Annotated in this window: 16 protein-coding genes, 1 tRNA gene and 1 rRNA gene; 14 read left to right on the top strand and 4 right to left on the bottom strand. The window is 73.1% G+C overall.

Going from position 1 to position 25,985, the window contains the following annotated elements:
* From rrf to ACSNOH_RS18940, 3 genes are all read left to right on the top strand, one after another.
* Positions 1–79: ribosomal RNA gene (gene rrf, locus ACSNOH_RS18930) — 5S ribosomal RNA — on the top strand; the annotation flags it as partial.
* Between the two features lie 106 nt (positions 80–185).
* Complete coding sequence (locus ACSNOH_RS18935) at positions 186–878, top strand: DegT/DnrJ/EryC1/StrS family aminotransferase (RefSeq protein ID WP_436722547.1); 693 nt, start codon at positions 186–188, stop codon at positions 876–878.
* Positions 879–952: 74 nt separating this feature from the next.
* A tRNA-Thr gene (locus ACSNOH_RS18940) sits at positions 953–1,028 on the top strand.
* A gap of 73 nt (positions 1,029–1,101) precedes the next feature.
* Here ACSNOH_RS18940 and ACSNOH_RS18945 read toward each other — a convergent pair.
* Entirely contained in the window at positions 1,102–3,717 is a 2,616-nt protein-coding gene (locus ACSNOH_RS18945) for a SpoIIE family protein phosphatase (RefSeq protein ID WP_436722559.1), read from the bottom strand.
* Positions 3,718–3,973: 256 nt separating this feature from the next.
* On the opposite strand from ACSNOH_RS18945, the gene ACSNOH_RS18950 reads away from it, so the two are divergent.
* The 10 genes from ACSNOH_RS18950 (at position 3,974) to ACSNOH_RS18995 (ending at position 18,596) form a co-directional block, all read left to right on the top strand.
* On the top strand, positions 3,974–9,487 hold the full coding sequence (locus ACSNOH_RS18950; RefSeq protein ID WP_436722548.1) for a HAMP domain-containing protein: 5,514 nt from the start codon (positions 3,974–3,976) through the stop codon (positions 9,485–9,487).
* 255 nt (positions 9,488–9,742) lie between these two features.
* Complete coding sequence (locus ACSNOH_RS18955) at positions 9,743–10,426, top strand: response regulator (protein WP_436722549.1); 684 nt, start codon at positions 9,743–9,745, stop codon at positions 10,424–10,426.
* A gap of 126 nt (positions 10,427–10,552) precedes the next feature.
* Positions 10,553–13,339 carry a DNA translocase FtsK gene (locus tag ACSNOH_RS18960; protein WP_436722550.1) on the top strand — a complete coding sequence of 929 codons (2,787 nt, stop codon included), beginning with the start codon at positions 10,553–10,555 and terminating at the stop codon, positions 13,337–13,339.
* Positions 13,340–13,537: 198 nt separating this feature from the next.
* Entirely contained in the window at positions 13,538–14,359 is an 822-nt protein-coding gene (locus ACSNOH_RS18965; RefSeq protein WP_436722551.1) for a helix-turn-helix domain-containing protein, read from the top strand.
* A 139-nt stretch (positions 14,360–14,498) separates the two neighbouring features.
* Positions 14,499–15,992, top strand: a complete 1,494-nt coding sequence (gene rimO, locus ACSNOH_RS18970; RefSeq protein WP_436722552.1) for a 30S ribosomal protein S12 methylthiotransferase RimO — start codon at positions 14,499–14,501, stop codon at positions 15,990–15,992.
* Entirely contained in the window at positions 15,989–16,618 is a 630-nt protein-coding gene (gene pgsA / locus ACSNOH_RS18975; RefSeq protein WP_436722553.1) for a CDP-diacylglycerol--glycerol-3-phosphate 3-phosphatidyltransferase, read from the top strand. The genes rimO and pgsA overlap by 4 nt, the downstream gene beginning before the upstream one ends.
* Entirely contained in the window at positions 16,615–17,154 is a 540-nt protein-coding gene (locus tag ACSNOH_RS18980; protein WP_436722554.1) for a CinA family protein, read from the top strand. The genes pgsA and ACSNOH_RS18980 overlap by 4 nt, the downstream gene beginning before the upstream one ends.
* 94 nt (positions 17,155–17,248) lie before the next feature.
* Entirely contained in the window at positions 17,249–17,623 is a 375-nt protein-coding gene (locus tag ACSNOH_RS18985) for a helix-turn-helix domain-containing protein (protein ID WP_179082923.1), read from the top strand.
* 216 nt (positions 17,624–17,839) lie between these two features.
* On the top strand, positions 17,840–18,310 hold the full coding sequence (locus ACSNOH_RS18990) for a Dps family protein (RefSeq protein WP_359103427.1): 471 nt from the start codon (positions 17,840–17,842) through the stop codon (positions 18,308–18,310).
* Between the two features lie 70 nt (positions 18,311–18,380).
* A complete protein-coding gene (locus tag ACSNOH_RS18995) occupies positions 18,381–18,596 on the top strand; it encodes a hypothetical protein (RefSeq protein ID WP_436722555.1) in 216 nt (71 codons plus the stop codon).
* Positions 18,597–18,987: 391 nt separating this feature from the next.
* Here the strand turns inward: ACSNOH_RS18995 and ACSNOH_RS19000 are convergent, their stop codons facing one another.
* The 3 genes from ACSNOH_RS19000 to ACSNOH_RS19010 form a co-directional block, all read right to left on the bottom strand.
* Positions 18,988–19,812 carry a DNA-formamidopyrimidine glycosylase family protein gene (locus tag ACSNOH_RS19000; RefSeq protein ID WP_436722556.1) on the bottom strand — a complete coding sequence of 275 codons (825 nt, stop codon included), beginning with the start codon at positions 19,810–19,812 and terminating at the stop codon, positions 18,988–18,990.
* Between the two features lie 17 nt (positions 19,813–19,829).
* On the bottom strand, positions 19,830–24,584 hold the full coding sequence (locus ACSNOH_RS19005; protein ID WP_436722557.1) for an ATP-dependent helicase: 4,755 nt from the start codon (positions 24,582–24,584) through the stop codon (positions 19,830–19,832).
* 81 nt (positions 24,585–24,665) lie between these two features.
* Positions 24,666–25,586, bottom strand: a complete 921-nt coding sequence (locus ACSNOH_RS19010) for a hypothetical protein (RefSeq protein ID WP_436722558.1) — start codon at positions 25,584–25,586, stop codon at positions 24,666–24,668.
* A gap of 80 nt (positions 25,587–25,666) precedes the next feature.
* Here ACSNOH_RS19010 and ACSNOH_RS19015 point away from each other — a divergent pair, with 80 nt between their 5' ends.
* Positions 25,667–25,861 (top strand): DUF3046 domain-containing protein, encoded by a 195-nt coding sequence (locus tag ACSNOH_RS19015; protein ID WP_359103435.1) that lies wholly within the window; start codon positions 25,667–25,669, stop codon positions 25,859–25,861.
* The last annotated feature ends 124 nt before the right edge of the window (positions 25,862–25,985 follow it).

Genomic DNA, 25,985 nt, shown 5'->3' on the forward strand with positions numbered 1-25,985 from the left:
TCCGAACCCGGAAGCTAAGCCTTTCAGCGCCGATGGTACTGCATGGGGGACCGTGTGGGAGAGTAGGACGCCGCCGAACAAATTTTATAAAAAGCTCCGGTAGCTGAACTTCTGTTCAGCTACCGGAGCTTTTTTATTTGTACCTCATTCGCACCCCGTTCACGTCCCGCGGAAACCCTCCCCCCATGGGGACGACGGGAACAGTGGAAGCGCTCACGGCAGCCGGCATCGGAGCAGGTGACGAGGTCGTCGTACCGTCGTACGCCACACCGGACGCAGCCGAGGCCGTCCGCCGCGCCGGCGCCGTACCCGTGTTCGCGGACATCGACCCGTACAGCCTCTGCCTCGACCCGGCCGCCGTCGCCGCGAACCTCACGCTCCGCACCGCCGCACTGATGCCCGTTCACCTCTTCGGCCGCCGTGCCGACCTGGCCGGACTGCGGGCCGTCGCCGAAAGGCGCGGGCTGATCGTCGTCGAACACGAACCCGCGGACGCCCTGGACGAGAACACTCGGAGGAGGCAGGCGAACGCCGCCTACCTCAACTCCCGGCTCCGGGGCGTCGTGACGCCCGCCACGGGGTCCGGCGTCGAACACAGCTACCGCACCTACGTCGTCCGCATCCCCGGCAACGGCCGCCCCGACCGCGATGCCTTCGCGCGGGCGCTGCGGGCCCGCGGCGTACCGTGCCACGTGCCCGTACAGACGCCCGTGCACCGACTTCCCGCTTACCGGCGGGATTTGTGGCTCGCCGAGACCGAGCGGGCCGCCGACCAGTGCCTGGCCCTGCCCGTGGACGCCGCACTCACGCCGCGCGAACTCCACCGCGTGGTGGCCGTCTGCAACGCGCTCGGCGGGCTGGTCCCCGCAGCCGCCTGAGCAGCCGTCCGGCTCGCCCCGTCCACATGGCCAAAAGGGCGTACGAACATGGGGTATGCTTTATCTCGTTGCCGGCCCCAATAGCTCAGTCGGCAGAGCGTCTCCATGGTAAGGAGAAGGTCAACGGTTCGATTCCGTTTTGGGGCTCCATAAAGAAGGCCCCCGCCACGGCGGGGGCCTTCTTTATGTCCACCCTTCTTGTCCTCCCTTTCTCGTCCACGCCTCAGGGCAGCTCCGGCACCCGCATCGCCAGGATCGCCATGTCGTCCGACGCGGGCTCGGCGGCGAAGCGCTCGACCGCCCGCAGCACCCGCGCGGCCACCGCGCCCGCCGTCAGGCCCGTACACGTCGTCAGCAGGTCCGTGAGGCCGTCGTCGCCGAGCATGCGCGTGCCCTCGCGGCGCTCGGTCACGCCGTCCGTGACGCACAGCAGCACGTCGCCCGGCTCCAGGGTGACCGTCTGCTCGTACAGCTCCAGGTCCTCCATGACGCCCAGCAGGGGCTGCGGGTCGGCCGCGGCCTCCACCGTGCCGTCCTGGCGCAGGCGCAGCGGGAGCGGGTGTCCCGCGCAGACGACCTTGAGGACCGCGCTGCCGTCCTCCTGGGGGCGCAGTTCGCCGTAGAGCAGGGTCAGGAAGCGGCTGCGGGCGCCCTCGTCGAGGATGGCGGCGTTGAGGCGCTCCAGGACGGCCGGGCCGCCGTAGCCCTCGCGGGCGAGCAGGCGCAGGGCGTGCCGGGCGAGGCCGGTGACGGCCGCGGCCTCCGGGCCCGTGCCGCAGACGTCGCCGATGGCGAAGCCGTACGCGTCGTCGCTGATCGGGAAGAGGTCGTAGAAGTCGCCGCCGACCTCGTTGCCCTCGCCCGCGGCGCGGTAGACGACGTCGACCTCGACGCCGGGGACGTTCAGCAGCTCGGGCGGCAGGAGGCTGCGCTGGAGGGACTGGCTGATCGCGGTGCGCTCGCTGTAGAGGCGGGCGTTGTCGAGGGCGAGGGCGGCCCGGCGGGACAGGTCCTCGGCGAGCTCCAGGATCTCCTGGCGGAAGTGGTCGTCGGTGGGCTTGCCGAGGGTGAGCATGCCGATGACGCGGTTGCGGGCCACGAGCGGCAGGACGACGGTCTCGCCGCCGACGGCGGCCGCCGTGGCGAGGGAGGTGCCGAGCGCGGCCGGGCGCTCGGTGGTCTCGGCGAGGCCGAGCGAGCGCAGGGAGCCGCGGAGGGCGGCGGCCTGGGCGGCCTCGGATGGGGCGCTCCAGACGCGGGCTCCGGGCGTGGGGACCGGGTCCGGCGGGGCGAGCTTGCCGAGGAGGGTCTTGAGGCCGTCGATGCGGTCCTCGTCCTCGTGCAGGACGTAGGAGAGCTCGGGCTCGGAGGCGGGGTCGGCGACGGTGTAGACGGCGCACCAGGTGGCCAGGGTGGGGACCGTCATCTGTGCCATGAGGGCGAGGGTCTGGTCGCGGTCGAGGGTGCCGGCGAGGAGGTCGGAGGCCTCGACGAGGAAGGACAGCGAGCCGCGGCGGAGCCGTTCGAGCTCGTTGAGGCGGGCGCGCTCGACGGCGAGGGCGATGCGGTCGGCGGCGAACTGGAGGCGGAGGGCCTCCTCGTTGCTGTAGCGGCCGGGGGCTTCGGCGGCGACGCCCAGGGAGCCGGTGAGGCGGCCCTCGACCTTGAGGGGGACGGTGACGACCGAGCGCATGCCGGTGCCGGCGAGGAGGGGCACGGCGCCGGGGATGACGGCGAGGTCCTCGTGGACGGCGGGCATGCGGGCCGAGCCGTAGCGGCCGGTGCCGGCCTCGACGGGGACGCGGGCGAAGCGCTGGCGGGCGGAGGGCAGGCCGGTGGAGGCGCGTACCTCCAGCTCGGTCTCGTCGTCGGTGGCCAGCAGGAGGTAGGCGGCGTCGCCGTCGAGCATGTCGCGCGCCCGCTCGACGGTGCGCTGCAGGAGGCCGTCGAGGTCGTCGGGGGCGGGGGAGCCGATGAAGACCTCGAAGGGGTCGGCGCTGCTGCGCTCGCCGGTGCCGCTGTCGGGGGCGGGGGTGGAGCGCTGCAGGCTCTGCAGGACGGCCCGCTCCTCCTCGCGCACCAGCAGGCAGACGGTGGAGGGGGCGCCTTCGTTGTCGCGGACGCGCAGGTGGGAGGCGTAGACGGGGGTGATGCGGCCGTCGGCGCCCCTTATGCCGTAGGAGCCCTCCCAGCGGGACAGGCTCAGGGCCTCGGCGATGCCGGTGGAGGTGCCGGGGGTGTGCGGCCAGGCGGCGAAGTCGGTGAGCGGCTTGCCTGTGACCTGGTCGGCGGTGAAGCCGAAGAGGGCGTCGGCGTCGTCGTTCCAGGCGGTGATGGTGCCGGTGCGGTCGAGCTGGACGACGGCGACGCGGACGCGCGGGTCGGTCAGGGGCAGGGCCTCGGTGGGGAGGGCGGGGCCCGCGGAGCGGGTGCCGGCGGGGCGCTCGGGCAGGTCGAGCTGGAACCAGACCTGCTTGTGGGTGGGGGTGTACTCGACGCCCCAGCGGGTGGCGAGGGCGGCGCACAGGAGCAGGCCGCGGCCGCCTTCGCGGTCGACGCCGCCGATGCGGCGGGCGGAGCTCTGCAGGGGCACCTCGCGCTCGGGATAGCGGTCGGCGACCTCGACGCGGACGCCGGTGTCGGTGCGCATGCACAGGACGTCGGCGGCGGTGCCGGCGTGGACGACGGCGTTGGTGACGAGCTCGCTGGTCAGGACGACGGCGTCGTCGATGATGTCGGGGTGGCCCCAGCCCTGGAGGGTATCCCGGACGAAGGCGCGGGCGGAGGCGACCGAGCGTCCGACCGGCTCGAAGGTGGCGGCAGCCCGCGCGGTGATCACAGGTCTCCTCGTCGTGTAGGTCTCGGCGGTCTGCTCAGGCATGTCGCAGCGCCCCTCCATTGCCCTGGCCGGATGCCAGGTTACTTACCTTCACCGCACGGGCGGAGGCCGGTGCGAGCTGATTCCACCTTCGGAGTGCCCGCGGACCGTGTGCGATGCTGCCGAACTGTTATGGCCTGGCCGGGCCGGGGTGAAACACTGGGAAAGATTGAAGTGGAAGCCCGACGAGGATGATCGACCCTGCGGGAGGGACACGGTGGAGTCTGGCGCGGCGGCGCGGGGCGTGAGCACGCGCGCGAAGGGCGGACGGTCCCGGGCCAATGGGACGACGGAAGTGGACACGGCGGCCCTGACCAGGCTGCTGACGGCACTGTCCGCCATGCGCGACGGGAACTTCCGGAAGCGGCTGACGGTCTCCGGCGACGGGGTGATGGCCGAGATCGCCGCGGTCTTCAACGAGGTCGCGGACCGGAACCTGCAGCTCACCGGCGAGCTGGCGAGGGTCCGCAGGGTCGTGGGGCGTGAGGGGAAACTCACGGAGCGGCTGGAGGTGGGTGCCTGCGAGGGCGCCTGGGCGGCCGCGATCGACGCCTCGAACGCGTTGGTGGACGACCTGGTGCGGCCGGTGTCCGAGGTGGGCCGGGTGCTGTCGGCGGTGGCCGAGGGCGACCTGGAGCAGCGGATGGACCTGCGCTCGCAGGGCGCGGACGGGGCGGCGCACCCGCTGCGGGGCGAGTTCCTGAAGGTGGGGCGTACGGTCAACGGTCTCGTGGACCAGCTGTCGGCGTTCACCGACGAGGTGACGCGGGTGGCCAGCGAGGTCGGCACGGAGGGCAAGCTCGGCGGGCAGGCCCGGGTGCGCGGTATGTCGGGTTCGTGGAAGGACCTCACGGATTCCGTCAACACGATGGCGTCGCGGCTGACCGCCCAGGTGCGTGACATCGCTCTCGTGACGACGGCGGTCGCCAAGGGCGACCTCTCCCGGAAGGTCACGGTGCACGTGGCCGGGGAGATGCTGGAGCTGAAGAACACCGTCAACACGATGGTGGACCAGCTGTCGTCCTTCGCCTCCGAGGTCACGCGCGTGGCGCGCGAGGTCGGCACGGAGGGCGAGCTGGGCGGTCAGGCGCAGGTGCCCGGCGTCGCGGGCGTCTGGAAGGACCTGACGGACTCGGTCAACCTCATGGCCGGGAACCTGACGGCGCAGGTGCGCGGGATCGCACAGGTGACGACGGCGGTGGCCAACGGTGACCTGTCGCAGAAGGTGACGGTCAGCGCGCGGGGCGAGATCGCCCAGCTGGCCGAGACCATCAACCAGATGACGGAGACGCTGCGCACCTTCGCGGACGAGGTGACGCGGGTGGCCAGCGAGGTCGGCGCCGAGGGCCGGCTGGGCGGCCAGGCGCAGGTGCCGGGGGCGGCGGGCACGTGGAAGGACCTCACCGATTCGGTGAACACGGCCTTCCGCAACGTCACGACGCAGGTGCGGGACATCGCCCAGGTGACGACCGCCGTGGCCAACGGCGATCTGGGGCAGAAGGTGACCGTGGACGTCTCCGGCGAGATGCTGGAGCTGAAGAACACGGTCAACACGATGGTCGACCAGCTGTCGGCGTTCGGTGCCGAAGTGACGCGCGTGGCGCGGGAGATCGGTGTCGAGGGCGAGCTCGGCGGGCAGGCCGCGGTGCCCGGTGCGGCGGGCACGTGGAAGGACCTCACGGATTCGGTGAACACCGCCTTCCGTAACCTCACGGGGCAGGTGCGCAACATCGCCCAGGTGACCACGGCGGTGGCCAACGGTGACCTGTCGCAGAAGGTGACGGTCGACGTCTCCGGCGAGATGCTGCAGCTGAAGAACACCGTGAACACGATGGTGGACCAGCTGTCGTCCTTCGCCGACCAGGTCACGCGGATGGCGCGGGACGTGGGCACGGAGGGCCGGCTGGGCGGTCAGGCCCGGGTGGACGGCGTCAGCGGCACCTGGAAGGAGCTGACCGACTCGGTCAACTTCATGGCCGGCAACCTGACTTCGCAGGTGCGGCAGATCGCCCAGGTCACCACGGCCGTGGCGCGCGGCGACCTCTCCCAGAAGATCGACGTGGACGCGCGCGGCGAGATCCTGGAGCTGAAGAACACCATCAACACGATGGTCGACCAGCTCTCCGCCTTCGCGGAGCAGGTCACGCGGGTGGCCCGCGAGGTGGGCACGGACGGCCGGCTGGGCGGTCAGGCGCAGGTGCCCGGCGTGGCCGGCGTGTGGCGGGACCTCACGGACTCCGTCAACGGCATGGCGGGCAACCTGACGGCGCAGGTGCGCAACATCGCGCAGGTGGCGACGGCGGTGGCGCGCGGCGACCTGTCGCAGAAGATCGACGTGGACGCCCGGGGCGAGATCCTGGAGCTGAAGAACACCCTCAACACGATGGTGGACCAGCTGTCGTCGTTCGCCGAGCAGGTCACGCGCGTGGCGCGGGAGGTCGGCACGGAAGGCATCCTGGGCGGCCAGGCCGAGGTCCAGGGGGTGTCCGGCACCTGGAAGGACCTCACCCAGTCGGTCAACTTCATGGCCAACAACCTGACGTCGCAGGTGCGCAACATCGCCGAGGTGACCACGGCGGTCGCCAAGGGCGACCTGTCGAAGAAGATCACCGTCGACGCGAAGGGCGAGATCCTCGAACTGGTCACCACCGTGAACACGATGGTCGACCAGCTCTCGGACTTCGCCGAGCAGGTGACGCGGGTGGCCCGTGAGGTGGGCACCGAGGGCCAGCTGGGCGGCCAGGCGCGGGTGCGGGACGTCACCGGCATCTGGAAGGACCTCAGCGACAACGTCAACCTGATGGCCAACAACCTGACCAGCCAGGTGCGGAACATCTCGCAGGTCGCGGCGGCCGTGGCCAACGGCGACCTGACCAAGAAGGTGACGGTCGAGGCGCGCGGCGAGGTCGCGCAGCTGGCCGACACCGTCAACACCATGGTGACGACGCTGTCGTCCTTCGCGGACGAGGTCACGCGCGTGGCGCGCGAGGTCGGCACCGACGGCATCCTGGGCGGCCAGGCGCGCGTGCCGGGCGTGAGCGGCACGTGGAAGGACCTCACGGAGTCCGTGAACGCCATGGCCTCCAACCTGACCGGCCAGGTCCGCAACATCGCGATGGTCACCACGGCCATCGCGCAGGGCGACCTCACCAAGAAGATCGACATCGATGCCCGCGGCGAGATCCTCCAGCTGAAGACGACCATCAACACGATGGTCGACCAGCTGTCGTCGTTCGCCGAGCAGGTCACGCGCGTGGCGCGCGAGGTGGGCACCGAGGGGCAGCTGGGCGGCCAGGCGCGGGTGCGCGACGTGGACGGCACCTGGCGCGACCTGACCGAGTCGGTCAACGAGATGGCCGGGAACCTGACCCGTCAGGTGCGGGCCATCGCCGAGGTCGCCACCGCGGTGACCCGCGGCGACCTCAACCTCAAGATCGACGTGGACGCGGCCGGCGAGATCCTGGAGCTCCAGGACAACATCAACACGATGATCGCCAATCTCCGCGAGACCACCCTGGCCAACAAGGAGCAGGACTGGCTCAAGGGCAACGTCGCCCGCATCTCCGGCCTCCTGCAGGGCCGCCGGGACCTGGACGACGTCGCCGGGCTGATCATGAGCGAGCTGACGCCGGTGGTCTCCGCCCAGCACGGCGCGTTCTTCCTGGCGATGCCGACGGGCTCCCCGGGCGGGCAGGGCGGTGAGCACGAAGAGGACGAGTACGAGCTGCGCATGCTCGGCTCGTACGGCTACTCGATGGGCTCCATGCCCACCTCCTTCCGGCCGGGCGAGACGCTCATCGGCACGGCTGCGAAGGAGAAGCGGACCATCCTGGTGGAGAACGTGCCGCCGGGCTACCTGAAGATCGCCTCCGGGCTGGGCGAGGCGCCGCCGGCGCACGTCATCGTGCTGCCGGTGCTCTTCGAGGGCCAGGTGCTCGGAGTGATCGAGCTGGCCTCGTTCCAGCCGTTCGCCCAGATCCAGAAGGACTTCCTCAACCAGATCGCCGAGATGATCGGCACCAGCGTCAACACGATCAGCGTCAACACCAAGACGGAGATGCTGCTCAAGCAGTCGCAGGAGCTGACGGAGCAGCTGCGCGAGCGGTCGGCCGAGCTGGAGAACCGGCAGAAGGCGCTGGAGATCTCCAACGCCGAGCTGGAGGAGAAGTCCGAGCGCCTCGCCCGGCAGAACCGGGACATCGAGGTGAAGAACACCGAGATCGAGGAGGCCCGGCAGGTGCTGGAGGAGCGCGCCGAGCAGCTCGCGGTCTCCATGCGCTACAAGTCCGAGTTCCTGGCCAACATGTCGCACGAGCTGCGCACGCCGCTCAACTCGCTGCTCATCCTGGCGAAGCTGCTCGCCGACAACGCCGACGGCAACCTCTCGCCGAAGCAGGTGGAGTTCGCCGAGACCATCCACGGGGCGGGCTCGGACCTGCTGCAGCTGATCAACGACATCCTGGACCTGTCGAAGGTCGAGGCGGGCAAGATGGACGTCAGCCCGACCCGTATCGCCCTCGTCCAGCTCGTCGACTACGTGGAGGCCACGTTCCGGCCGCTGACGGCGGAGAAGGGCCTGGACTTCTCCGTACGGGTCTCGCCCGAGCTGCCGGCCACGCTCCACACCGACGAGCAGCGGCTGCTGCAGGTGCTGCGCAACCTGCTGTCGAACGCGGTCAAGTTCACCGACACCGGCGCGGTGGAGCTGGTCATCCGGCCCGCCGGGGGCGACGTCCCCGACACCATCCGCGAGCAGCTCCTGGAGGCCGGTTCGCTGCGCGACCCGGACGGCGAGGTGATCGCCTTCTCGGTCACCGACACCGGCATCGGCATCGCGGCCAGCAAGATGCGGGTGATCTTCGAGGCGTTCAAGCAGGCGGACGGGACGACCAGCCGCAAGTACGGCGGTACGGGCCTGGGGCTGTCGATCAGCCGGGAGATCGCCCGGCTGCTCGGCGGCGAGATCCACGCCGCGAGCGAGCCCGGCCGCGGCTCCACCTTCACCCTCTACCTCCCGCTCAACGCCGGTGAGCTGCCGCCCCAGGGGTATCCGCAGCTCGCTCCGGGCACCCGGCCGGAGCCGGGCGGCGAGCAGCCGGCCGGGCAGGAGGACGTCACAGCGGTCGAGGCGGGCCTGCCCGGCACCGGCCCGGAGACGGCCGCGCGCGGGGCGGCCGGGCTGCTCCTGCGGCGCCAGCGGGCCGCGCAGGCCGCCGCGCAGTGGCCCGCTCCGGCCGCACAGGCGGACCGGCCCGCGGCGGCCCCGCAGGGCGCCGAGGCATGGCCAGCGGAGGCTTTCGGTGACGCAGAGCAACCGACGGCCAAGGGCTTCGGCTCCGGGTTCGGCGGGGGCTTCCACGGCGAGAAGGTGCTGATCGTCGACGACGACATCCGCAATGTGTTCGCCCTCACGAGCGTCCTGGAGCAGCACGGTCTGTCGGTGCTCTACGCGGAGAACGGGCGCGAGGGGATCGAGGTCCTGGAGCAGCACGACGACGTCGTGGTGGTCCTGATGGACATCATGATGCCGGAGATGGACGGGTACGCCACGACGGCCGCCATCCGCAGGATGCCGCAGTTCGCGGGCCTGCCGATCATCGCGCTGACCGCCAAGGCGATGAAGGGCGACCGGGAGAAGAGCCTCGACGCCGGCGCGTCCGACTACGTCACCAAACCGGTCGACACCGACCACCTGCTCACGGTGATGGAGCAATGGATGCGCGCCGAGTGACCAAGGGCCGGGCGGCCCGCGCCGGCCGCCCGGCCCGCTGCTGACCGAGTGTGCGCAAGGACGTGTGGGGACCCCGGATCCGGGGAACCTTCTGGTCCCCCACTACGTTTCTGCTACGTGCACAGTGACATCGCGGTGACAGGGTGTGGCGACCGGCGGGGTGCGGCTACCATGACCGGCACAAGGACGGGCGGCGCAAGGGAGTCGTCCCCTGGGGCGGCGCCCGGTGCACTGCCGGGGCGAGGAGGACGGGCCATGGTGCAGAAGGCCAAGATCCTCCTGGTCGATGACCGGCCGGAAAATCTGCTGGCGCTGGAGGCGATCCTCTCGGCGCTCGATCAGACACTGGTACGGGCATCGTCAGGGGAGGAAGCGCTCAAGGCGCTGCTGACGGACGATTTCGCGGTGATCCTGCTGGACGTCCAGATGCCTGGCATGGACGGGTTCGAGACCGCGGCGCACATCAAGCGGCGGGAGCGCACGCGGGACATCCCCATCATCTTCCTGACCGCCATCAACCACGGCCCGCACCACACCTTCCGCGGCTACGCAGCAGGTGCGGTGGATTACATCTCCAAGCCCTTCGACCCGTGGGTGCTGCGCGCGAAGGTCTCGGTCTTCGTCGAGCTGTACATGAAGAACTGCCAGCTGCGCGAGCAGGCGGCCCTGTTGCGGCTGCAGCTGGAGAACGGCCAGCCGGGGCGCGCGGGCGCGGCGGCGCAGGAGCCCGCGGGGCTGCTCGCCGAGCTGTCCGCGCGGCTCGCCGCCGTCGAGGAGCAGGCCGAGGCGCTCACCAAGCAGCTGGACGAGTCCGCCGATGCCGCCGCGGTCGCCACCGCCGCCCACCTGGAGCGCAAACTCACCGGGCTGCGGCGGGCGCTGGACGCCCTGGAGCCCGGCGCCGGCAGCGGGGCGAGCCCGCTGCCCGCCTCCGGCTGAGCCCCGGCGGCCGCCGCGCCGCCCCTTTGACGCCGCGTCACCCTTGTTATCCCTCGGGCGTTACACGAACGGGTGAAGGCCGGGGCGCGGGTGTCGACCGCGCCCGGCAACGGTAATCTCGGCACCATGGCCTCACGTACGTCCGGCAAGGGTTCCCAGAGCGCGGCGGGCACCTCGCAGCAGCGTGCCGGGCGCTCGGGGAGCGCGGCCAAGAAGTCCCAGCCCAGGCCCGCGGGCCGGGCGCCCGCCAAGAAGGCGCCGCCCCGTAAGCCGCCCGCGAAGAAGGCCGCGGCCAAGCGGCCCGCCAAGAAGGCTCCCGCTCCCGCCGGCGGCATCCGCCGCGTGGGGCGGGGCGTGGCGCACGGCGTGGGCGCGCTCTTCCGCGGCGTCGGCCGCGGCGCGCGCGGCCTCGACCCGGCCCACCGCAAGGACGGCCAGGCGCTGCTCCTGCTGGCCCTCGCCCTGATCGTGGCCGCGGGCACCTGGTCGAGCCTGGAGGGCCCGGTCGGCGATCTGGTGACCATGCTCGTCACCGGCGCGTTCGGCCGGCTCGACCTCGTCGTGCCCATACTGCTGGGCATCATCGCGATCCGGCTCTTCCGCCACCCCGAGCGGCCCGAGGCCAACGGACGGATCGTCATCGGCCTGTCCGCGCTGGTCGTCGGCATTCTCGGGCAGGTCCACGTGGCCTGCGGCTCCCCGGGGCGCGGCGACGGCTCGCAGGCCCTGCAGGACGCGGGCGGGCTGATCGGCTGGGCCGCGTCCAAGCCCCTGGTCTTCACGGTCGGCGAGGTCCTCGCCGTGCCGCTGCTGGTGCTGCTCACCGTCTTCGGGCTGCTGGTCGTCACCGCCACCCCGGTCAACGCCATCCCGCGGCGGCTGCGGCAGCTCGGCATACGCCTCGGGATCGTCGAGCCCCTCCCCGGCGAGTACGAGGCGGAGGACGCCGGCGGCTACGGAGCGGACTACGCCGACGACTGGCGCGAGGCGCCTCCCGCGCGCCCCCGCCGCGCTGCGACGCGACGGGCCGGGGAGGCCCTCGACCCGGAGCAGGCGGAGGAGGAGGCGCTCAGCAAGCGGCGCAAGCCGCGGCGGCAGCCCGGGCCCGTGGAGCCCCCGTCCGGCCGCGAGCCCGACGCGGTCGACATGGCGGCCGCGGCCGCCGCCGCGCTCGACGGGGCCGTGCTGCACGGCGTGCCGCCCACCCCGCTCGTCGCCGGGCTCAGCAGCGGCATCGGGCAGGAGCCCGCGCAGCCGGGCGCCCGGGGCCGCGGCAAGGGGGCCGGCGCGGCGGAGCGCGGCGAGGGCGCCGGTGCCGGCCGTACGCAGGGCGTCCCCGACCTGACCAAGGGCGTGCCGGACCTCACCAAGCCCGCGCCCGCGCCCGAGGCGGGCTCCGGCCTGCCCGCGCGCGCCGAGCAGCTCCAGCTCTCCGGCGACATCACCTACGCCCTGCCCACGCTCGACCTGCTGGAGCGGGGCGGGCCGGGCAAGGCGCGCAGCGCCGCGAACGACGCCATAGTGGCCGCGCTGACCAACGTCTTCTCGGAGTTCAAGGTCGACGCCGCCGTCACCGGCTTCACCCGCGGCCCGACGGTCACGCGCTACGAGGTGGAGCTGGGCCCGGCCGTCAAGGTCGAGCGCATCACCGCCCTCGCCAAGAACATCGCCTACGCCGTCGCCAGCCCGGACGTGCGCATCATCTCCCCGATCCCCGGCAAGTCCGCCGTGGGCATCGAGATCCCCAACACCGACCGGGAGATGGTCAACCTCGGGGACGTGCTGCGCCTCGCGGACGCCGCGGGCGACGACCACCCGATGCTCGTCGCGCTCGGCAAGGACGTCGAGGGCGGCTACGTGATGGCCAATCTGACGAAGATGCCGCACATCCTCGTCGCGGGCGCCACCGGCTCCGGCAAGTCCTCGTGCATCAACTGCCTCATCACCTCGCTGATGGTGCGGGCGACGCCCGACGACGTCCGCATGGTGCTCGTCGACCCCAAGCGCGTGGAGCTCACCGCCTACGAGGGCATCCCGCACCTGATCACCCCGATCATCACCAACCCCAAGCGCGCGGCCGAGGCCCTGCAGTGGGTCGTCCGCGAGATGGACCTGCGCTACGACGACCTGGCGGCCTTCGGCTTCCGGCACATCGACGACTTCAACGCGGCCGTGCGGGCGGGCAAGGTCACTCCTCCGGAGGGCAGCGGGCGCGAGCTCTCGCCGTACCCCTATCTGCTGGTCATCGTCGACGAGCTGGCGGACCTGATGATGGTCGCCCCGCGCGACGTCGAGGACTCGATCGTGCGCATCACCCAGCTCGCGCGCGCCGCCGGCATCCACCTCGTGCTGGCCACCCAGCGCCCGTCCGTCGACGTGGTCACCGGCCTGATCAAGGCGAACGTGCCCTCCCGGCTCGCCTTCGCCACCTCCTCGCTCGCCGACAGCCGCGTCATCCTCGACCAGCCGGGCGCCGAGAAGCTGATCGGCAAGGGCGACGGCCTGTTCCTGCCCATGGGCGCGGGCAAGCCGGTCCGCATGCAGGGCGCCTTCGTCACGGAGGCCGAGGTCGCGGCCGTAGTCAAGCACTGCAAGGACCAGATGGCGCCCGTCTTCCGGGACGACGTCACCGTGGGGACGGCGAAGAAGAAGGAGATCGACGAGGAGATCGGCGACGATCTGGACCTGCTGTGCCAGGCGGCGGAGCTGGTCGTCTCCACGCAGTTCGGGTCGACCTCGATGCTGCAGCGCAAATTGCGTGTGGGCTTCGCCAAGGCGGGCAGACTCATGGACCTGATGGAGTCGCGGGGCATCGTGGGCCCGAGCGAGGGCTCCAAGGCCCGCGACGTCCTCGTCAAGCCCGATGAGCTCGACGCCGTGCTCGCGGTGATCCGCGGGGACGGCGGTTCCTGACGGCGCCGAAGATCCCTGCCCCACCGTTTCTCCCGGCGGCGTGTCGAGTTGAGAAAGGGGGGCGGTGCGATGTCCCACCGCCGGCGCCGCAGAGTCATCTGATGGCGTACAAAGTCCGGCTTCCCGCTTGCCCGCGGCTTTCGTATCCCCCCTAGACTGAACTCCCAGCAGGTGGCTACACGCTCGAAAGGCGCCCACGTGTCCATCGGCAACTCCTCCGCAGACGCAGAAGCAGAAGACCGGCCGTCGATCGGCCGGACCCTCCAGCAGGCCCGTATCAGCGCCGGACTGACCGTCGACGAGGTCAGTTCCACCACCCGAGTACGCATCCCGATCCTGCACGCCATCGAGCAGGACGACTTCTCCCGCTGCGGCGGCGACGTCTACGCACGTGGGCACATCCGCACCCTCGCGGTCACCGTGGGCCTCGACCCGGCCGAGCTGATCGCGCGCTACGACGCCGAGCGCGGCGGGCGCCCCGCGCCGACCCCCGCGGCGCCCCTCTTCGACGCCGAGCGCATCCGCCCCGAGCCCCGCCGGCCCAACTGGACCGCGGCGATGGTCGCGGCGATCGTGGCCGTCGTCGGCTTCGTCGGCTTCACCCTCTTCAACGGCGGCACCCAGAGCACGGGCGGCTCCGTCGCGGCGGACTCGCCCTCGGCCAAGCCGCCCGCCTCGCCGAGCAAGAAGCCGCCGTCCGGCAAGCCGGCCGACCCCAAGCGGGAGCCCGGCGGCGGCGCCATCGCCGGCGCCCCGGCCAACAAGGTCACGGTCAAGCTCGCCGCCGAGAACGGCCAGACCTGGATGTCCGCCAAGGACCACAACGGCCGGCTGCTGGAGGAGGGCGTCCTCAGGCAGGGCGAGGCCAAGACCTTCACCGACCCCACCCGCATCGATCTCGTCCTCGGCAACGCGGGCGCGGTTCGGCTGTTCGTGAACGGCAAGGAGGTCAAGAACGTCGGCGACAACGGCCAGGTCCAGCGGCTCAGCTACACCAAGGGCGACCCCGTGGCGGGCTGACCTGCGGCTGACCTGCGACGGAGGCCGGGCGCGGACAAGCGGAGGGCAGCTCTCCGGGTGATCGTTCTCTCGTGCCGTCCCGGCCCCGCCGGGACACTCGGCAGCGGATGCGGCCCCGGGACAAAGTAGGCTGAGCCCTATGCCCGAACGCCGTACCGTCGCTCTTGTCACACTTGGCTGCGCCCGTAACGAGGTGGACTCGGAGGAGCTTGCAGGCCGCTTGGCGGCGGATGGCTGGGACCTCGTGGAGGACGCCGCCGACGCCGACGTGGCCGTCGTCAACACCTGCGGCTTCGTCGAGGCCGCCAAGAAGGACTCCGTCGACGCCCTGCTGGAGGCCAACGACCTCAAGGACCACGGCCGCACCCAGGCCGTGGTCGCCGTCGGCTGCATGGCCGAGCGGTACGGCAAGGAGCTCGCCGAGGCGCTGCCCGAGGCCGACGGCGTGCTCGGCTTCGACGACTACGCCGACATCTCCGACCGGCTCCAGACCATCCTCTCCGGCGGCGTCCACGCCCCCCACACCCCGCGCGACCGGCGCAAGCTGCTGCCGATCAGCCCCGCGGAGCGGCAGGCCGCCGCCGTGGCCCTGCCCGGCCACGCCCAGGAAGCCCAGGACGCCAAGGACAGCGCGCCCGCCGACCTTCCCGAGGGCGTGGCGCCGGCCTCCGGGCCGCGCGCGCCGCTGCGCCGCCGGCTGGAGTCCAGCCCCGTCGCGTCGGTGAAGCTCGCCTCGGGCTGCGACCGGCGCTGCTCCTTCTGCGCCATCCCGTCCTTCCGCGGCTCCTTCATCTCCCGCCGCCCCTCCGACGTGCTCGGCGAGACGCGCTGGCTCGCGGAGCAGGGCGTCAAGGAGATCATGCTGGTCTCGGAGAACAACACCTCCTACGGCAAGGACCTCGGCGACATCCGCCTGCTGGAGACGCTGCTGCCCGAGCTTGCGGCCGTCGACGGCCTGGAGCGCATCCGGGTCAGCTACCTGCAGCCGGCGGAGATGCGCCCGGGCCTGATCGACGTGCTGACCTCCACCGAGAAGGTCGCGCCCTACTTCGACCTGTCCTTCCAGCACTCCGCCCCCGGCGTGCTGCGCGCCATGCGCCGCTTCGGCGACACCGACCGCTTCCTGGAGCTGCTGGAGACGATCCGCTCCAAGGCCCCGCAGGCCGGCGCCCGCTCCAACTTCATCGTCGGCTTCCCCGGCGAGACCGAGGACGACGTCGCTGAGCTGGAACGTTTCCTGACCGGGGCGCGCCTGGACGCCATCGGCGTCTTCGGCTACTCCGACGAGGACGGCACGGAAGCGGCCACGTACGAGAACAAGCTCGACCCCGAGACCGTCGCCGAGCGCCTCGCGCACATCTCCCGGCTCGCCGAGGAGCTGACCGCGCAGCGCGCCGAGGAGCGGATCGGAGAGACCATTGAGGTGATGGTCGACCGCGTGGACGAGGAGGACGGCGTCGTCGGCCGGGCCGCGCACCAGGCGCCCGAGACCGACGGGCAGGTCCTGCTCGGCATCCGCCCGGAGCTCGTGCCCGGCCGCATGGTCACGGCCCGGGTCGTGGCGAGCGAGGGCGTCGACCTCGTCGCCGAGCCGCTCGGCGACGGAGGGTGTACCGAGGAGGCGGGCAGATGACCGGAGTCCCGGCCTCCGCCACCGGAGGCCATGCCCCGGCGGCAGCCGCACGGCCGGCCGGGCTGTGGAACATCGCCAACATCCTCACCATGGTGCGGCTGCTGCTCGTGCCCGGGTTCGTCCTGCTGATGCTCCACAACGGCGGGTACGACCCGGCCTGGCGCTCCTTCGCCTGGGCCGCGTTCGCCATCGCCATGATCACGGACCTCTTCGACGGCCACCTCGCCCGGAAGTACGACCTGGTCACGGACTTCGGCAAGATCGCCGACCCGATCGCCGACAAGGCGACCATGGGGGCGGCGCTGATCTGCCTGTCCGCGCTGGGCGACCTGAAGTGGTGGGTCACCGGTGTGATCCTCTTCCGCGAGATCGGCATCACGCTGATGCGGTTCTGGGTGATCAAGCACGGCGTCATCCCGGCCAGCCGCGGCGGCAAGATGAAGACCCTCGCCCAGGGGGTGGCCGTGGGCATGTACATCCTCGCGCTGACCGGCCCGCTGGCCACCATCCGCTTCTGGGTGATGGCCGTGGCGGTGGTGCTGACGGTGGCCACCGGCCTGGACTACGTACGGCAGGCCATCGTCCTGCGGCGGGCCGGACGGGCTGCGGGGGCCGCGGGCCGATGAGTGCGGCGAGCGAGGCGTGCGCGTCGGCGGCCCTGGCCGCCCTGGTGGCGCGCGGTGAGACCGTGGCCGCCGCCGAGTCGCTCACCGGGGGCCTGGTCGCGGCCGAGCTGACGGCGGCGCCGGGCGCCTCCCGCTCGGTGCGCGGTTCGGTCACCGCGTACGCCACGGAGGTCAAGGCCGCGGTGCTGGGCGTGGACGAGGAGCTGCTCGGCGCGCGCGGCGCCGTCGACGGCGACGTCGCCCTGGAGATGGCCCGCGGCGTGCGGAAGCTGCTGGGCGCCGACTGGGGGCTCGCGACGACCGGCGTGGCCGGCCCCGAGCCCCAGGACGGCAAGCCCGTGGGGACGGTCTTCGTGGCCGCCGCGGGGCCGGACGGCCGCAGACGGGTGCGGGAGCTGTCGCTGGACGGGGACCGCTCCCGGATCCGGTCGGAAAGCGTCCGGGCGGTGCTGGAACTGCTGCTGAACGAACTGACGGAAAACGTGGGCGCAAAGGATACGGAACACAACGGGGGGAATGGATGTTTGCAGCCCTGAGTGAACACGACATAGCTCCCCGCACGGCCGGAGCCCGAGGCGGTACGGTGGGGCGTGAAGGATCCGGATTCGCGGTCCAAGGAGGGAGCCACCGATGATTCTGCTCCGTCGCCTGCTGGGTGACGTGCTGCGTCGGCAGCGCCAGCGCCAGGGCCGCACTCTGCGCGAGGTCTCCTCATCCGCCCGGGTCTCGCTCGGCTATCTCTCCGAGGTCGAGCGGGGGCAGAAAGAGGCGTCCTCCGAGCTTCTCTCCGCAATCTGCGACGCTCTGGACGTACGGATGTCCGAGGTCATGCGCGAGGTCAGCGATGAATTGTCGCTCGCCGAGCTGGCGCAGTCGGCAGCGGCGAGCGAGCCGGTACCCGCGCCGATGCGGCCGATGTTCAATGCGGTGTCCGTGACGGGCGTGCCGGGGGAGCGTGTGACGATCAAGGCTCCCGCCGAGGCCGTGGACGTGGTCGCGGCCTGACAGGCGTTATCAGCGGTATCAGCGTTATCCATGAAGTCCCGGCCGGTTCTCCGGCCGGGACTTCATGTTTCCGGAGAGATTTCGGGGTGCTTCCGGGGCGCTTCTGGAAGCTGTCCGTTTTGCGGTGGTGTGCGATGGCGGCTCATGGGGAAGGCGGATAAAAAGACGAACAACACGGAACAAACGGGCTAACCCGTTGAGATGGGGAGATTCTGGATGTCTGTCGTCAAGAGCTCGCTGCCCGAGCACGACCGCAAGACCGTCGGGGACGCCCTCCAGGGCGCCCTGGTCGACCTGGTGGACCTCTCGCTGGTGGCCAAGCAGGTGCACTGGACGGTCGTCGGTCCGCGCTTCCGCTCCGTCCACCTCCAGCTGGACGAGGTCGTGGCGAGCGCCCGCGCGCACGCCGACACCGTCGCCGAGCGCGCCTCCGCCCTCGGCATCGCGCCGGACGGCCGCGCCGAGACCGTCGCGAAGACCAGCGGCATCGACCCGGTCGGCGGCGGCTGGTGCAGGGACACCGAGGCCGTGCAGACCCTCGTCTCCGCGCTCGGCGCGGTGATCACCCGGATGCGGGAGCGCATCCGCGCCACCGAGGAGCCGGACCCGGTCACCCAGGACCTCCTGATCGGCCTGACCGGCGACCTCGAGAAGCACCACTGGATGTTCCAGGCGGAGAACGCCTGAGGGCCCGCGGGTGCTCCCGCACGGGGCGCCTCCGGTGGCGGCCGTGCCCGCGTCGCGCTCTCCTGGGGGCATGGACGAGCACCCGGTGATCCGCTTCACGAACGAGCTGATGGTGCTCACGGAGCTCGACCAGACGACGGCCGGCGCCTTCGTCCGCAGGGTGTACCAGGAGGGCACTCACGAAGGGGAGCAGCGGCTGATCACCGATCTGCACCAGCGCGACCGCAGGATCACGGAGCTGGAGCAGGAACTGGCGCGGCTGCGGGGCGAAGGCCCGGCGGCGTGAGCGCGGAGTGGCGTGAGCGCGGACGCTGCAGGGCGCGTACGGGGCCGCTGGGCGCTGCGGCCGGTGTGCGGTGCGCTCTCCCACCGGCCGGGGGAGCCGGTCTAGCGTCGGCCGAAGGAGGCAGCCATGGTCCGGCGTGGAGTCCGGTGCTGCCGCCGGCCGTACGCCTTGCTCGGGCGGATGACAGCGCTCGTTGCCGGCGGTCTGTGGTGGTGGGCGCTGCTGCGCCTGCTCGCGCATCCGGGGCGGCCCGCGACCGTCGACGGGCTCGTCCTCGCGGGAGGGTGGGGGCTGAGCCTGCTGCCCGTGCACTGCGCCCCCTGGCGGCGGCGCTCAGCCGGGGAGACTTGGGGTGGTCGTCTGCGGCGGCAGGCGGCTTCACTCGTTCGGCTCATTCGTGCGGGCCGCCCGGAGCCCCCGCCACCGGGCCGGGGCCCGGCTGACAGGCCGGGCACCAGTACGTGACGCGCTCCTGGCCGGGGTCGCCCTGCTCCGCCGTGCGCAGCGGCGTCCCGCAGCGGCGGCAGGGGCGGCCCGCGCGCCCGTACACCCACAGGCGGTGGTCGTGGCGGGGGTCGCCCGTGGTGATGCGGGCGGCGCGCGTGCTGTTGGCCTCCAGGAGCTTCCTGGCGAGGGCCGGCAGGCGCTCGGGCGCCGGCACGTCGCGGACCGGGAGCCAGGGCGAGAGCCGGAGCATGAAGCAGAGCTCCGACTTGTAGACATTGCCGATGCCGGCGAGGTTGCGCTGGTCGAGCAGGGCCTCGCCGACGGGGCGGCCGGGCTCGGAGAGCAGCCGGCGCAGCGCCTCCTGTGCGTCCCATCCGGGGCCCAGGAGGTCCGGGCCGAGGTGGCCGACCACGGTGTGCTCGTCCGCGGTGCGCAGCAGCTCCAGGACGGGGAGGCGGTACCCGACGGCCGTGCGGTCGGCCGTGGCCAGCACGGCGCGGATCTGGTGGCCGGGGCCGCCGCGCCAGCGCTCACCGGTGGCGTAGACGCGCCAGGCGCCGTCCATGCGCAGGTGCGAGTGGAGCGTGAGGCCGCCCTCGACGCGGGTGAGCAGGTGCTTGCCGCGGGGGAGGACGCCGGTCACTCGGCGGCCGGTGAGGTCCACGGTGGCGAGCGAGGGGACGCGCAGGTCGGAGCGGACGAGCGGGCTGCCGGTCAGGGCGCGGTCGAGCTCGCGCGCGGTGCGCCAGACGGTGTCTCCCTCGGGCATGTGCTCCTCCGCTCGGGTCAGGGCGCGCGCAGCCGCAGGCCCTTGGGCGTGGCGTGGAAGCCCGCCGCCTCCAGCAGCGGCCCCAGCGGGGAGGACAGGGCGGAGGCGCCGTTGACGCGCTCGACCGTGACGGTGCCGAGCGCGCCCGCCCGGGCGGCCCCGGCCAGGGCTTCGGCGGCTTCGCGCAGGCCCGCGTCGTCCGCCTCCGCGGTCGCGGCCCCCTCCTGCTGGGGCCAGGCGAGCAGGGTCTTGCCGCCGCGCTCCATGTAGAGCGCGAGGGCGCCGTCGAGGAGGACGACCAGGGAGCCCGCCTTGCGGCCCGGCTTGTGGGCCGCCCCGGCGGGCGGCTCCGGCCAGGGCAGGGCCGCGCCGTAGGCGTTGGCGGGGTCGGCGGCGGCGAGGACGACGGCCCGGCTGCGGCGGGCACCGGAGGACGGGGCCGGGGCCTCCCAGGGAGCCCCGGGCGCTTCGGCCGGGGCGCCGGCGGCGCGGTCGCGGGCGGTGCTCGCGGCCCGCAGCCGGTCCACCGCGCCGTCCATGGCGAACTGCGCGGCGCCGAGGCCCTCCACCACGTAGCCGCGGCGCGCCTGGCCGCTCTCCTCGAAGACGGACAGCACGCGGTACGCCGCCGAGAAGCCGCCTTCGACGCCCTCGGCGGCCACGGCTCCGCGGGTGACCACGCCGTGCCGGTCGAGGAGCGTGCGGGCCAGGGCGTGGGCGCGGTGCGTGGGGTCGGCCCCGCGCGCGGGCAGCAGGGACCAGCGGCCCGCGACCGTGGGCGGACCGCTGCGCGAGGCGGCCGGAGCGGTGGGCAGGCCGCCGCGGGCCGTGAAGGAGCCGTAACGGCCGCGCGGCACCGCGCGCTTGGCGCGGTGCGCCGTCGAGCCCGCCGTCCGGCCCGAGCCGAGGAGGGCGCGCAGCGGGGCGAGGGTGTCGTTGGTGAGCCGCCCGGACCAGGCGAGGTCCCACACGGCGTCCGCGATCTGCGGCTCCGCGGCGTCGGGGACGGCGGCGCGGACCCGTTCGGCGATCTGACGGAAGAACAGGCCGTAGCCGCCGGAGAGCGCGTCGAGGACCGCGTGGTGGAGCGGCGAGAGCTCCAGCGGGTGGGGCGGGGGCAGCAGGAGCGGGGCCGCGTCGGCGAGCAGCAGGGAGACCCAGCCGTCCTTGCCCGGGAGGGCGCCCGCGCCGGCCCAGACGACCTCGCCCGCCGCGGTGAGCTCGTCGAGCATCGCCGGGCTGAAGTCCCGTACGCGGCCGGGCAGCACCAGCTTCTCCAGGGCGGACGCCGGGACGGGCGCGCCCTGCAGCTGCTCGACGGCGCGCAGCAGTCCGTCGGCGCCGCGCAGGCTGTGCGTGCCGACGTGCTGCCACTGAGGCAGGAAGGCCGCCAGGGCGGTGGGCGGGACGGGCTCCAGCTCGTGCCGCAGCGCGGCGAGGGAGCGGCGGCGGAGCCTGCGCAGGACGGCGGCGTCGCACCACTCCTGGCCGATCCCGGAGGGGTGGAACTCTCCCTGGACGACGCGGCCGGCGGCCATGAGGCGGTGGAGCGCGCCGTCGGTGACGGCGGTGCCGAGGCCGAAGCGTGCCGCGGCCTCGGCCGAGGTGAAGGGGCCGTGGGTGCGGGCGAACCGGGCCAGGAGGTCGCCCAGCGGGTCCTTGACGGGCTCCGTGAAGGCTTCGGGGACGCCCACGGGGAGCGCCGTGCCGAGGGCGTCGCGCAGCCGGCCCGCGTCCTCCACGGCGGCCCAGTGCTCCTCGCCGGCGATCCGCACGCGGATGGCGCGGCGGGCCTCGGCCAGCTCCCGCACCCAGCCCGGCTCGGCGCCCCGTGCGGCCAGCCCGGCGTCGGTCAGCGGGCCGAGGAGGCGCAGCAGGTCGGCGACGCTCTCCGGGTCCTTGGCGCGCCGGTCGTCGGTGAGCCACTGCAGCTCGCGCTCCAGGCCGGCCAGGACCTCCGCGTCGAGGAGCTCGCGCAGCTCGGCCCGGCCCAGGAGCTCGGACAGCAGCCGCGAGTCCAGCGACAGGGCGGCGGCGCGGCGCTCCGCGAGCGGCGAGTCGCCCTCGTACAGGAACTGGGCGACGTAGCCGAAGAGCAGCGAGCGGGCGAAGGGCGAGGGCTCCGGGGTGGTCACCTCCACCAGGCGGACGCGGCGGGCCTCGATGTCTCCCATGAGCTCGGTGAGGCCGGGGACGTCGAAGACGTCCTGGAGGCACTCGCGCACGGCCTCCAGGATGACCGGGAACGAGCCGAACTCGCTCGCCACCTGCAGCAGCTGGGCGGCGCGCTGGCGCTGCTGCCACAGCGGGGTGCGCTTGCCGGGGTTGCGGCGGGGCAGCAGCAGGGCGCGGGCGGCGCACTCGCGGAAGCGCGAGGCGAACAGGGCGGAGCCGCCCACCTGGTCGGTGACGATCTGGTCGACCTCGCCCTTGTCGAACGTGACGTCCGCGGCACCGACGGGCGACTGCTCGCCGTCGTACTCCGTGCCCCCGCTCGCGGGGTCGGCATCGAGCAGGTCGAGGCCCATGAGATCCGCGTCGGGCAGCCGCAGGACGATGCCGTCGTCGGCGTGCATCACCTGGGCGTCCATCCCGTACCGCTCGGCGAGCCGGGCGCCCAGGGCGAGCGCCCAGGGGGCGTGCACCTGCGCGCCGAAGGGCGAGTGAACCACGACGCGCCAGTCGCCCAGCTCGTCGCGGAAGCGCTCCACGACGATGGTCCGGTCGTCCGGGACGTGCCCGCAGGCCTCGCGCTGCTCGCGCAGGTAGGCAAGGACGTTGTCCGCGGCCCAGGTGTCGAGCCCCGCGGCCGTCAGCCGCTCACGGGCGGCCTCCGGCGCGGCGGAGCCCACCTCGCGCAGGAAGGCGCCCAGCGCCCGGCCCAGTTCGAGCGGGCGCCCCAGCTGGTCGCCCTTCCAGAAGGGCAGCCGCCCCGGGACGCCCGGCGCGGGGGTGACCAGGACCCTGTCGCGCGTGATGTCCTCGATCCGCCACGAGGTGGTGCCCAGCGTGAAGACGTCGCCCACACGCGACTCGTAGACCATCTCCTCGTCCAGCTCGCCGACCCGGCGTCCGCCCTTGGCGCCGTCCTTGGAGTCGGCACCGGCCAGGAAGACGCCGAACAGGCCGCGGTCGGGGATCGTGCCGCCGGAGGTGACGGCCAGCCGCTGCGCGCCCGGGCGGCCCGTGACCGTGCCGCCGACGCGGTCCCACACCAGGCGCGGCCGCAGCTCCGCGAAGGCGTCGGAGGGATACCGCCCGGCGAGCATGTCGAGCACCGCGGTGTAGGCCGACTCGGGCAGCGAGGCGAACGGGGCGGCCCGCCGCACCAGGGCCAGCAGCTCGTCGACGTCCCACGGGTCGACGGAGACCATGGCGACGATCTGCTGCGCCAGGACGTCCAGCGGATTGGCGGGCACGCGCAGCGACTCGATGGACCCCGACCGCATCCGCTCGGTCACGACGGCCGCCTGCACCAGGTCCCCCCGGTACTTGGGGAAGACGACGCCGGTGGACACGGCGCCGACCTGGTGGCCCGCGCGGCCCACGCGCTGCAGCCCGGAGGCGACCGACGGCGGCGACTCGACCTGGACGACGAGGTCCACCGCGCCCATGTCGATGCCCAGCTCCAGGCTGGACGTGGCGACGACGGCGGGCAGGCGGCCCGCCTTGAGGTCCTCCTCGACCAGGGCGCGCTGCTCCTTGGAGACCGAGCCGTGGTGCGCGCGGGCGAGCACCGGCGGCGCGCCCCGGGCCGCACCGGACTCGGCCATCAGCTGGGCGGGGGAGTGGTGCTCGGGCAGGGGCTCGCCGGTGGCGCGCTCGTAGGCGATCTCGTTGAGCCGGTTGCACAGCCGCTCGGCCAGGCGGCGGGAGTTGGCGAAGACGATGGTGGAGCGGTGCGCCTGGACGAGATCGGCGATGCGCTCCTCCACGTGGGGCCAGATCGACGGCCGGTCCTTGCCCTCCCCGCCGTCCTGCACGGGGGAGGCGCCCAGCTCGCCCAGGTCCTCCACGGGGACGACGACCGACAGGTCGAACTCCTTGCCGGACGGCGGCTGGACGATCTCGACCCGCCGCTGCGGCGAGAGGTAGCGGGCGACCTCGTCCACCGGCCGGACCGTCGCGGACAGGCCGATGCGCCGCGCGGGGCGGGGCAGCAGGGCGTCGAGCCGCTCCAGGGACAGCGCGAGGTGCGCGCCGCGCTTGGTGCCGGCGACGGCGTGCACCTCGTCGAGGATGACCGTCTCCACGCCCGCCAGTGCGTCCCTCGCGGCGGACGTCAGCATCAGGAACAGCGACTCGGGCGTCGTGATCAGGATGTCCGGCGGGCGGTTGACGAGCGCCCGGCGCTCGGCCGGCGGGGTGTCGCCGGAGCGGATCCCGACGCGCACCTCCGGCTCGGGCAGCCCCAGGCGGACGGCCGCCTGCCGGATGCCGGTCAGCGGGCTGCGGAGGTTGCGCTCCACGTCCACCGCGAGGGCCTTGAGCGGGGACACGTAGAGCACCCGGCAGCGCTTTTTGGTCTCGGCGGGCGGCGGTGTGCTCGCCAGCCGGTCCAGCGAGGCGAGGAAGGCGGCGAGGGTCTTGCCGGACCCCGTCGGAGCGACCACGAGGACGTCCGACCCCGCGCCGATCGCGCGCCAGGCCCCGGCCTGTGCCGCCGTGGGCGCGCTGAAGGCCCCCGTGAACCAGGCGCGGGTCGCCGGGGAGAACCCGGTGAGCGCCCCGCCCGCATCCGCCGCCGCATCGGTCGCCGTCTCGTCCGCCATGCCACCCATCGTGCACCGCACCACTGACAATGCACCGGACCCGCAGGTCAGCCCGGTGGACGGGCCCGCACGGGGCGGACGTCAGACGGCGCGGTCGTACGCGCGCAGGGTCAGCAGGGCATTGAGGGTCACCATCGGCCGGCCCTCCAGACGGGTGCCGGGCGCCCACTCGTGCCAGCGGACGGGCCAGCCGCCGTCCTCCTGCTGCGAGGCGGCCAGGAAGTCCAGCGACCGCTCCAGCTCGGCGTCGGTGAACCAGGAGCGGGCCGACGACTGCGGGGTGGGCGCGAAGTCGTGGGGGTAGTGGTGCTCGCCCGGCGCGTAGCCCTCCGGGAGGGGGTAGTCGGCCGCCCGCGCGGGGTCCAGGACCGCCAGCCGCTGCTCCCGGACGACCCTGCCGAGCCGTTCGGCCGCCGCCTGCGCCCGCCGCCGGTCCGGGGCCCCGTCCAGGAAGGCGACCGCCGCGGCCACCTCGTACGGGTGAGTTCTCGCGCCGTTGCCGAGGGCCTCCACGGCGGCCCAGCAGAAGTCCGTGGCCCGGAACAGCCATGCGTGCCACACCTCGTTGCGGTGCAGCAGGCCGACCACGGGGCCGGTGGCCAGGAGGTCGCTCGGCGGGTCGTCCACCAGCGGGATCCACGGGGCCGCCGGGTAGCCGCGCAGCGAGGGGTGGAGCGCGGGCAGGGCGCCGTCGGGGGTGGAGACGGACGTCAGGTAGCGGCAGACGCGCTCCATGCGCCGGTCGCCGCAGCGGCCGATCTCGTCGAGGACGCGCAGCGCGTGGGCGGTGTGCAGCGGCTGGCTCACGGGGCCGCGCAGATCCGGCTCCAGGGCGAAGCCGTACCCGCCGTCGTCGCCGAGATAGGCCGCCAGGGCCGCTTCCACGGCGTCGGGGCCGCCGTCCAGGAAGTGAAAGGCGAATCTCCGCTGCTCCAGGACGCGGGCGGTGAGCCAGATGAACTGTTCGGCACGGACTGCGGGGGATGTTCCGGATCGGGCCATGCACCGACCGTAGGCCGGAAATGCGGCCCGGGTCAGCGGCTCATGGCGGGCTGCACCCTCAGGGGCGGGATACTGGGCGCATGCGGTTGACGGTTTTCTGGCAGCGGATGGCGAATCATTTCGGCGCGGCGTACGCCGACTCCTTCGCGCGCGACCACGTGATGTCCGAGCTGGGCGGGAGGACGGTGCACGAGGCGCTGGACGCCGGCTGGAACGCCAAGGACGTGTGGCGCGCGGTGTGCCGGGCGATGGAGATCCCCGACGACAGGCGCTGACACACCGGGCCGCCGCCGCGCGATGCGGCCCTTCCGGTTCCGCCGGTGGGCCACACTGGCGGCGTGGCAGACGACCCCGCTCCGGAAGAACCCGTCCCACCCGCCCCGCCGCCCCGTCCCGGCA

This window comes from Streptomyces sp. URMC 127 (assembly GCF_051386535.1).
GTDB lineage: Bacteria > Actinomycetota > Actinomycetes > Streptomycetales > Streptomycetaceae > Streptomyces.

What these genes read in the sequence shown, in the direction of transcription:
- ACSNOH_RS18935 (WP_436722547.1), top strand. Translation starts at nt 186, where the DNA reads ATGGGGACGACGGGAACAGTGGAAGCGCTCACGGCAGCCGGCATCGGA.
- ACSNOH_RS18955 (WP_436722549.1), top strand. Translation starts at nt 9,743, where the DNA reads ATGGTGCAGAAGGCCAAGATCCTCCTGGTCGATGACCGGCCGGAAAAT.
- ACSNOH_RS18960 (WP_436722550.1), top strand. Translation starts at nt 10,553, where the DNA reads ATGGCCTCACGTACGTCCGGCAAGGGTTCCCAGAGCGCGGCGGGCACC.
- rimO (WP_436722552.1), top strand. Translation starts at nt 14,499, where the DNA reads ATGCCCGAACGCCGTACCGTCGCTCTTGTCACACTTGGCTGCGCCCGT.
- pgsA (WP_436722553.1), top strand. Translation starts at nt 15,989, where the DNA reads ATGACCGGAGTCCCGGCCTCCGCCACCGGAGGCCATGCCCCGGCGGCA.
- ACSNOH_RS18980 (WP_436722554.1), top strand. Translation starts at nt 16,615, where the DNA reads ATGAGTGCGGCGAGCGAGGCGTGCGCGTCGGCGGCCCTGGCCGCCCTG.
- ACSNOH_RS18985 (WP_179082923.1), top strand. Translation starts at nt 17,249, where the DNA reads ATGATTCTGCTCCGTCGCCTGCTGGGTGACGTGCTGCGTCGGCAGCGC.
- ACSNOH_RS18990 (WP_359103427.1), top strand. Translation starts at nt 17,840, where the DNA reads ATGTCTGTCGTCAAGAGCTCGCTGCCCGAGCACGACCGCAAGACCGTC.
- ACSNOH_RS18995 (WP_436722555.1), top strand. Translation starts at nt 18,381, where the DNA reads ATGGACGAGCACCCGGTGATCCGCTTCACGAACGAGCTGATGGTGCTC.
- ACSNOH_RS19000 (WP_436722556.1), bottom strand. Translation starts at nt 19,812, where the DNA reads ATGCCCGAGGGAGACACCGTCTGGCGCACCGCGCGCGAGCTCGACCGC.
- ACSNOH_RS19005 (WP_436722557.1), bottom strand. Translation starts at nt 24,584, where the DNA reads ATGGCGGACGAGACGGCGACCGATGCGGCGGCGGATGCGGGCGGGGCG.
- ACSNOH_RS19010 (WP_436722558.1), bottom strand. Translation starts at nt 25,586, where the DNA reads ATGGCCCGATCCGGAACATCCCCCGCAGTCCGTGCCGAACAGTTCATC.
- ACSNOH_RS19015 (WP_359103435.1), top strand. Translation starts at nt 25,667, where the DNA reads ATGCGGTTGACGGTTTTCTGGCAGCGGATGGCGAATCATTTCGGCGCG.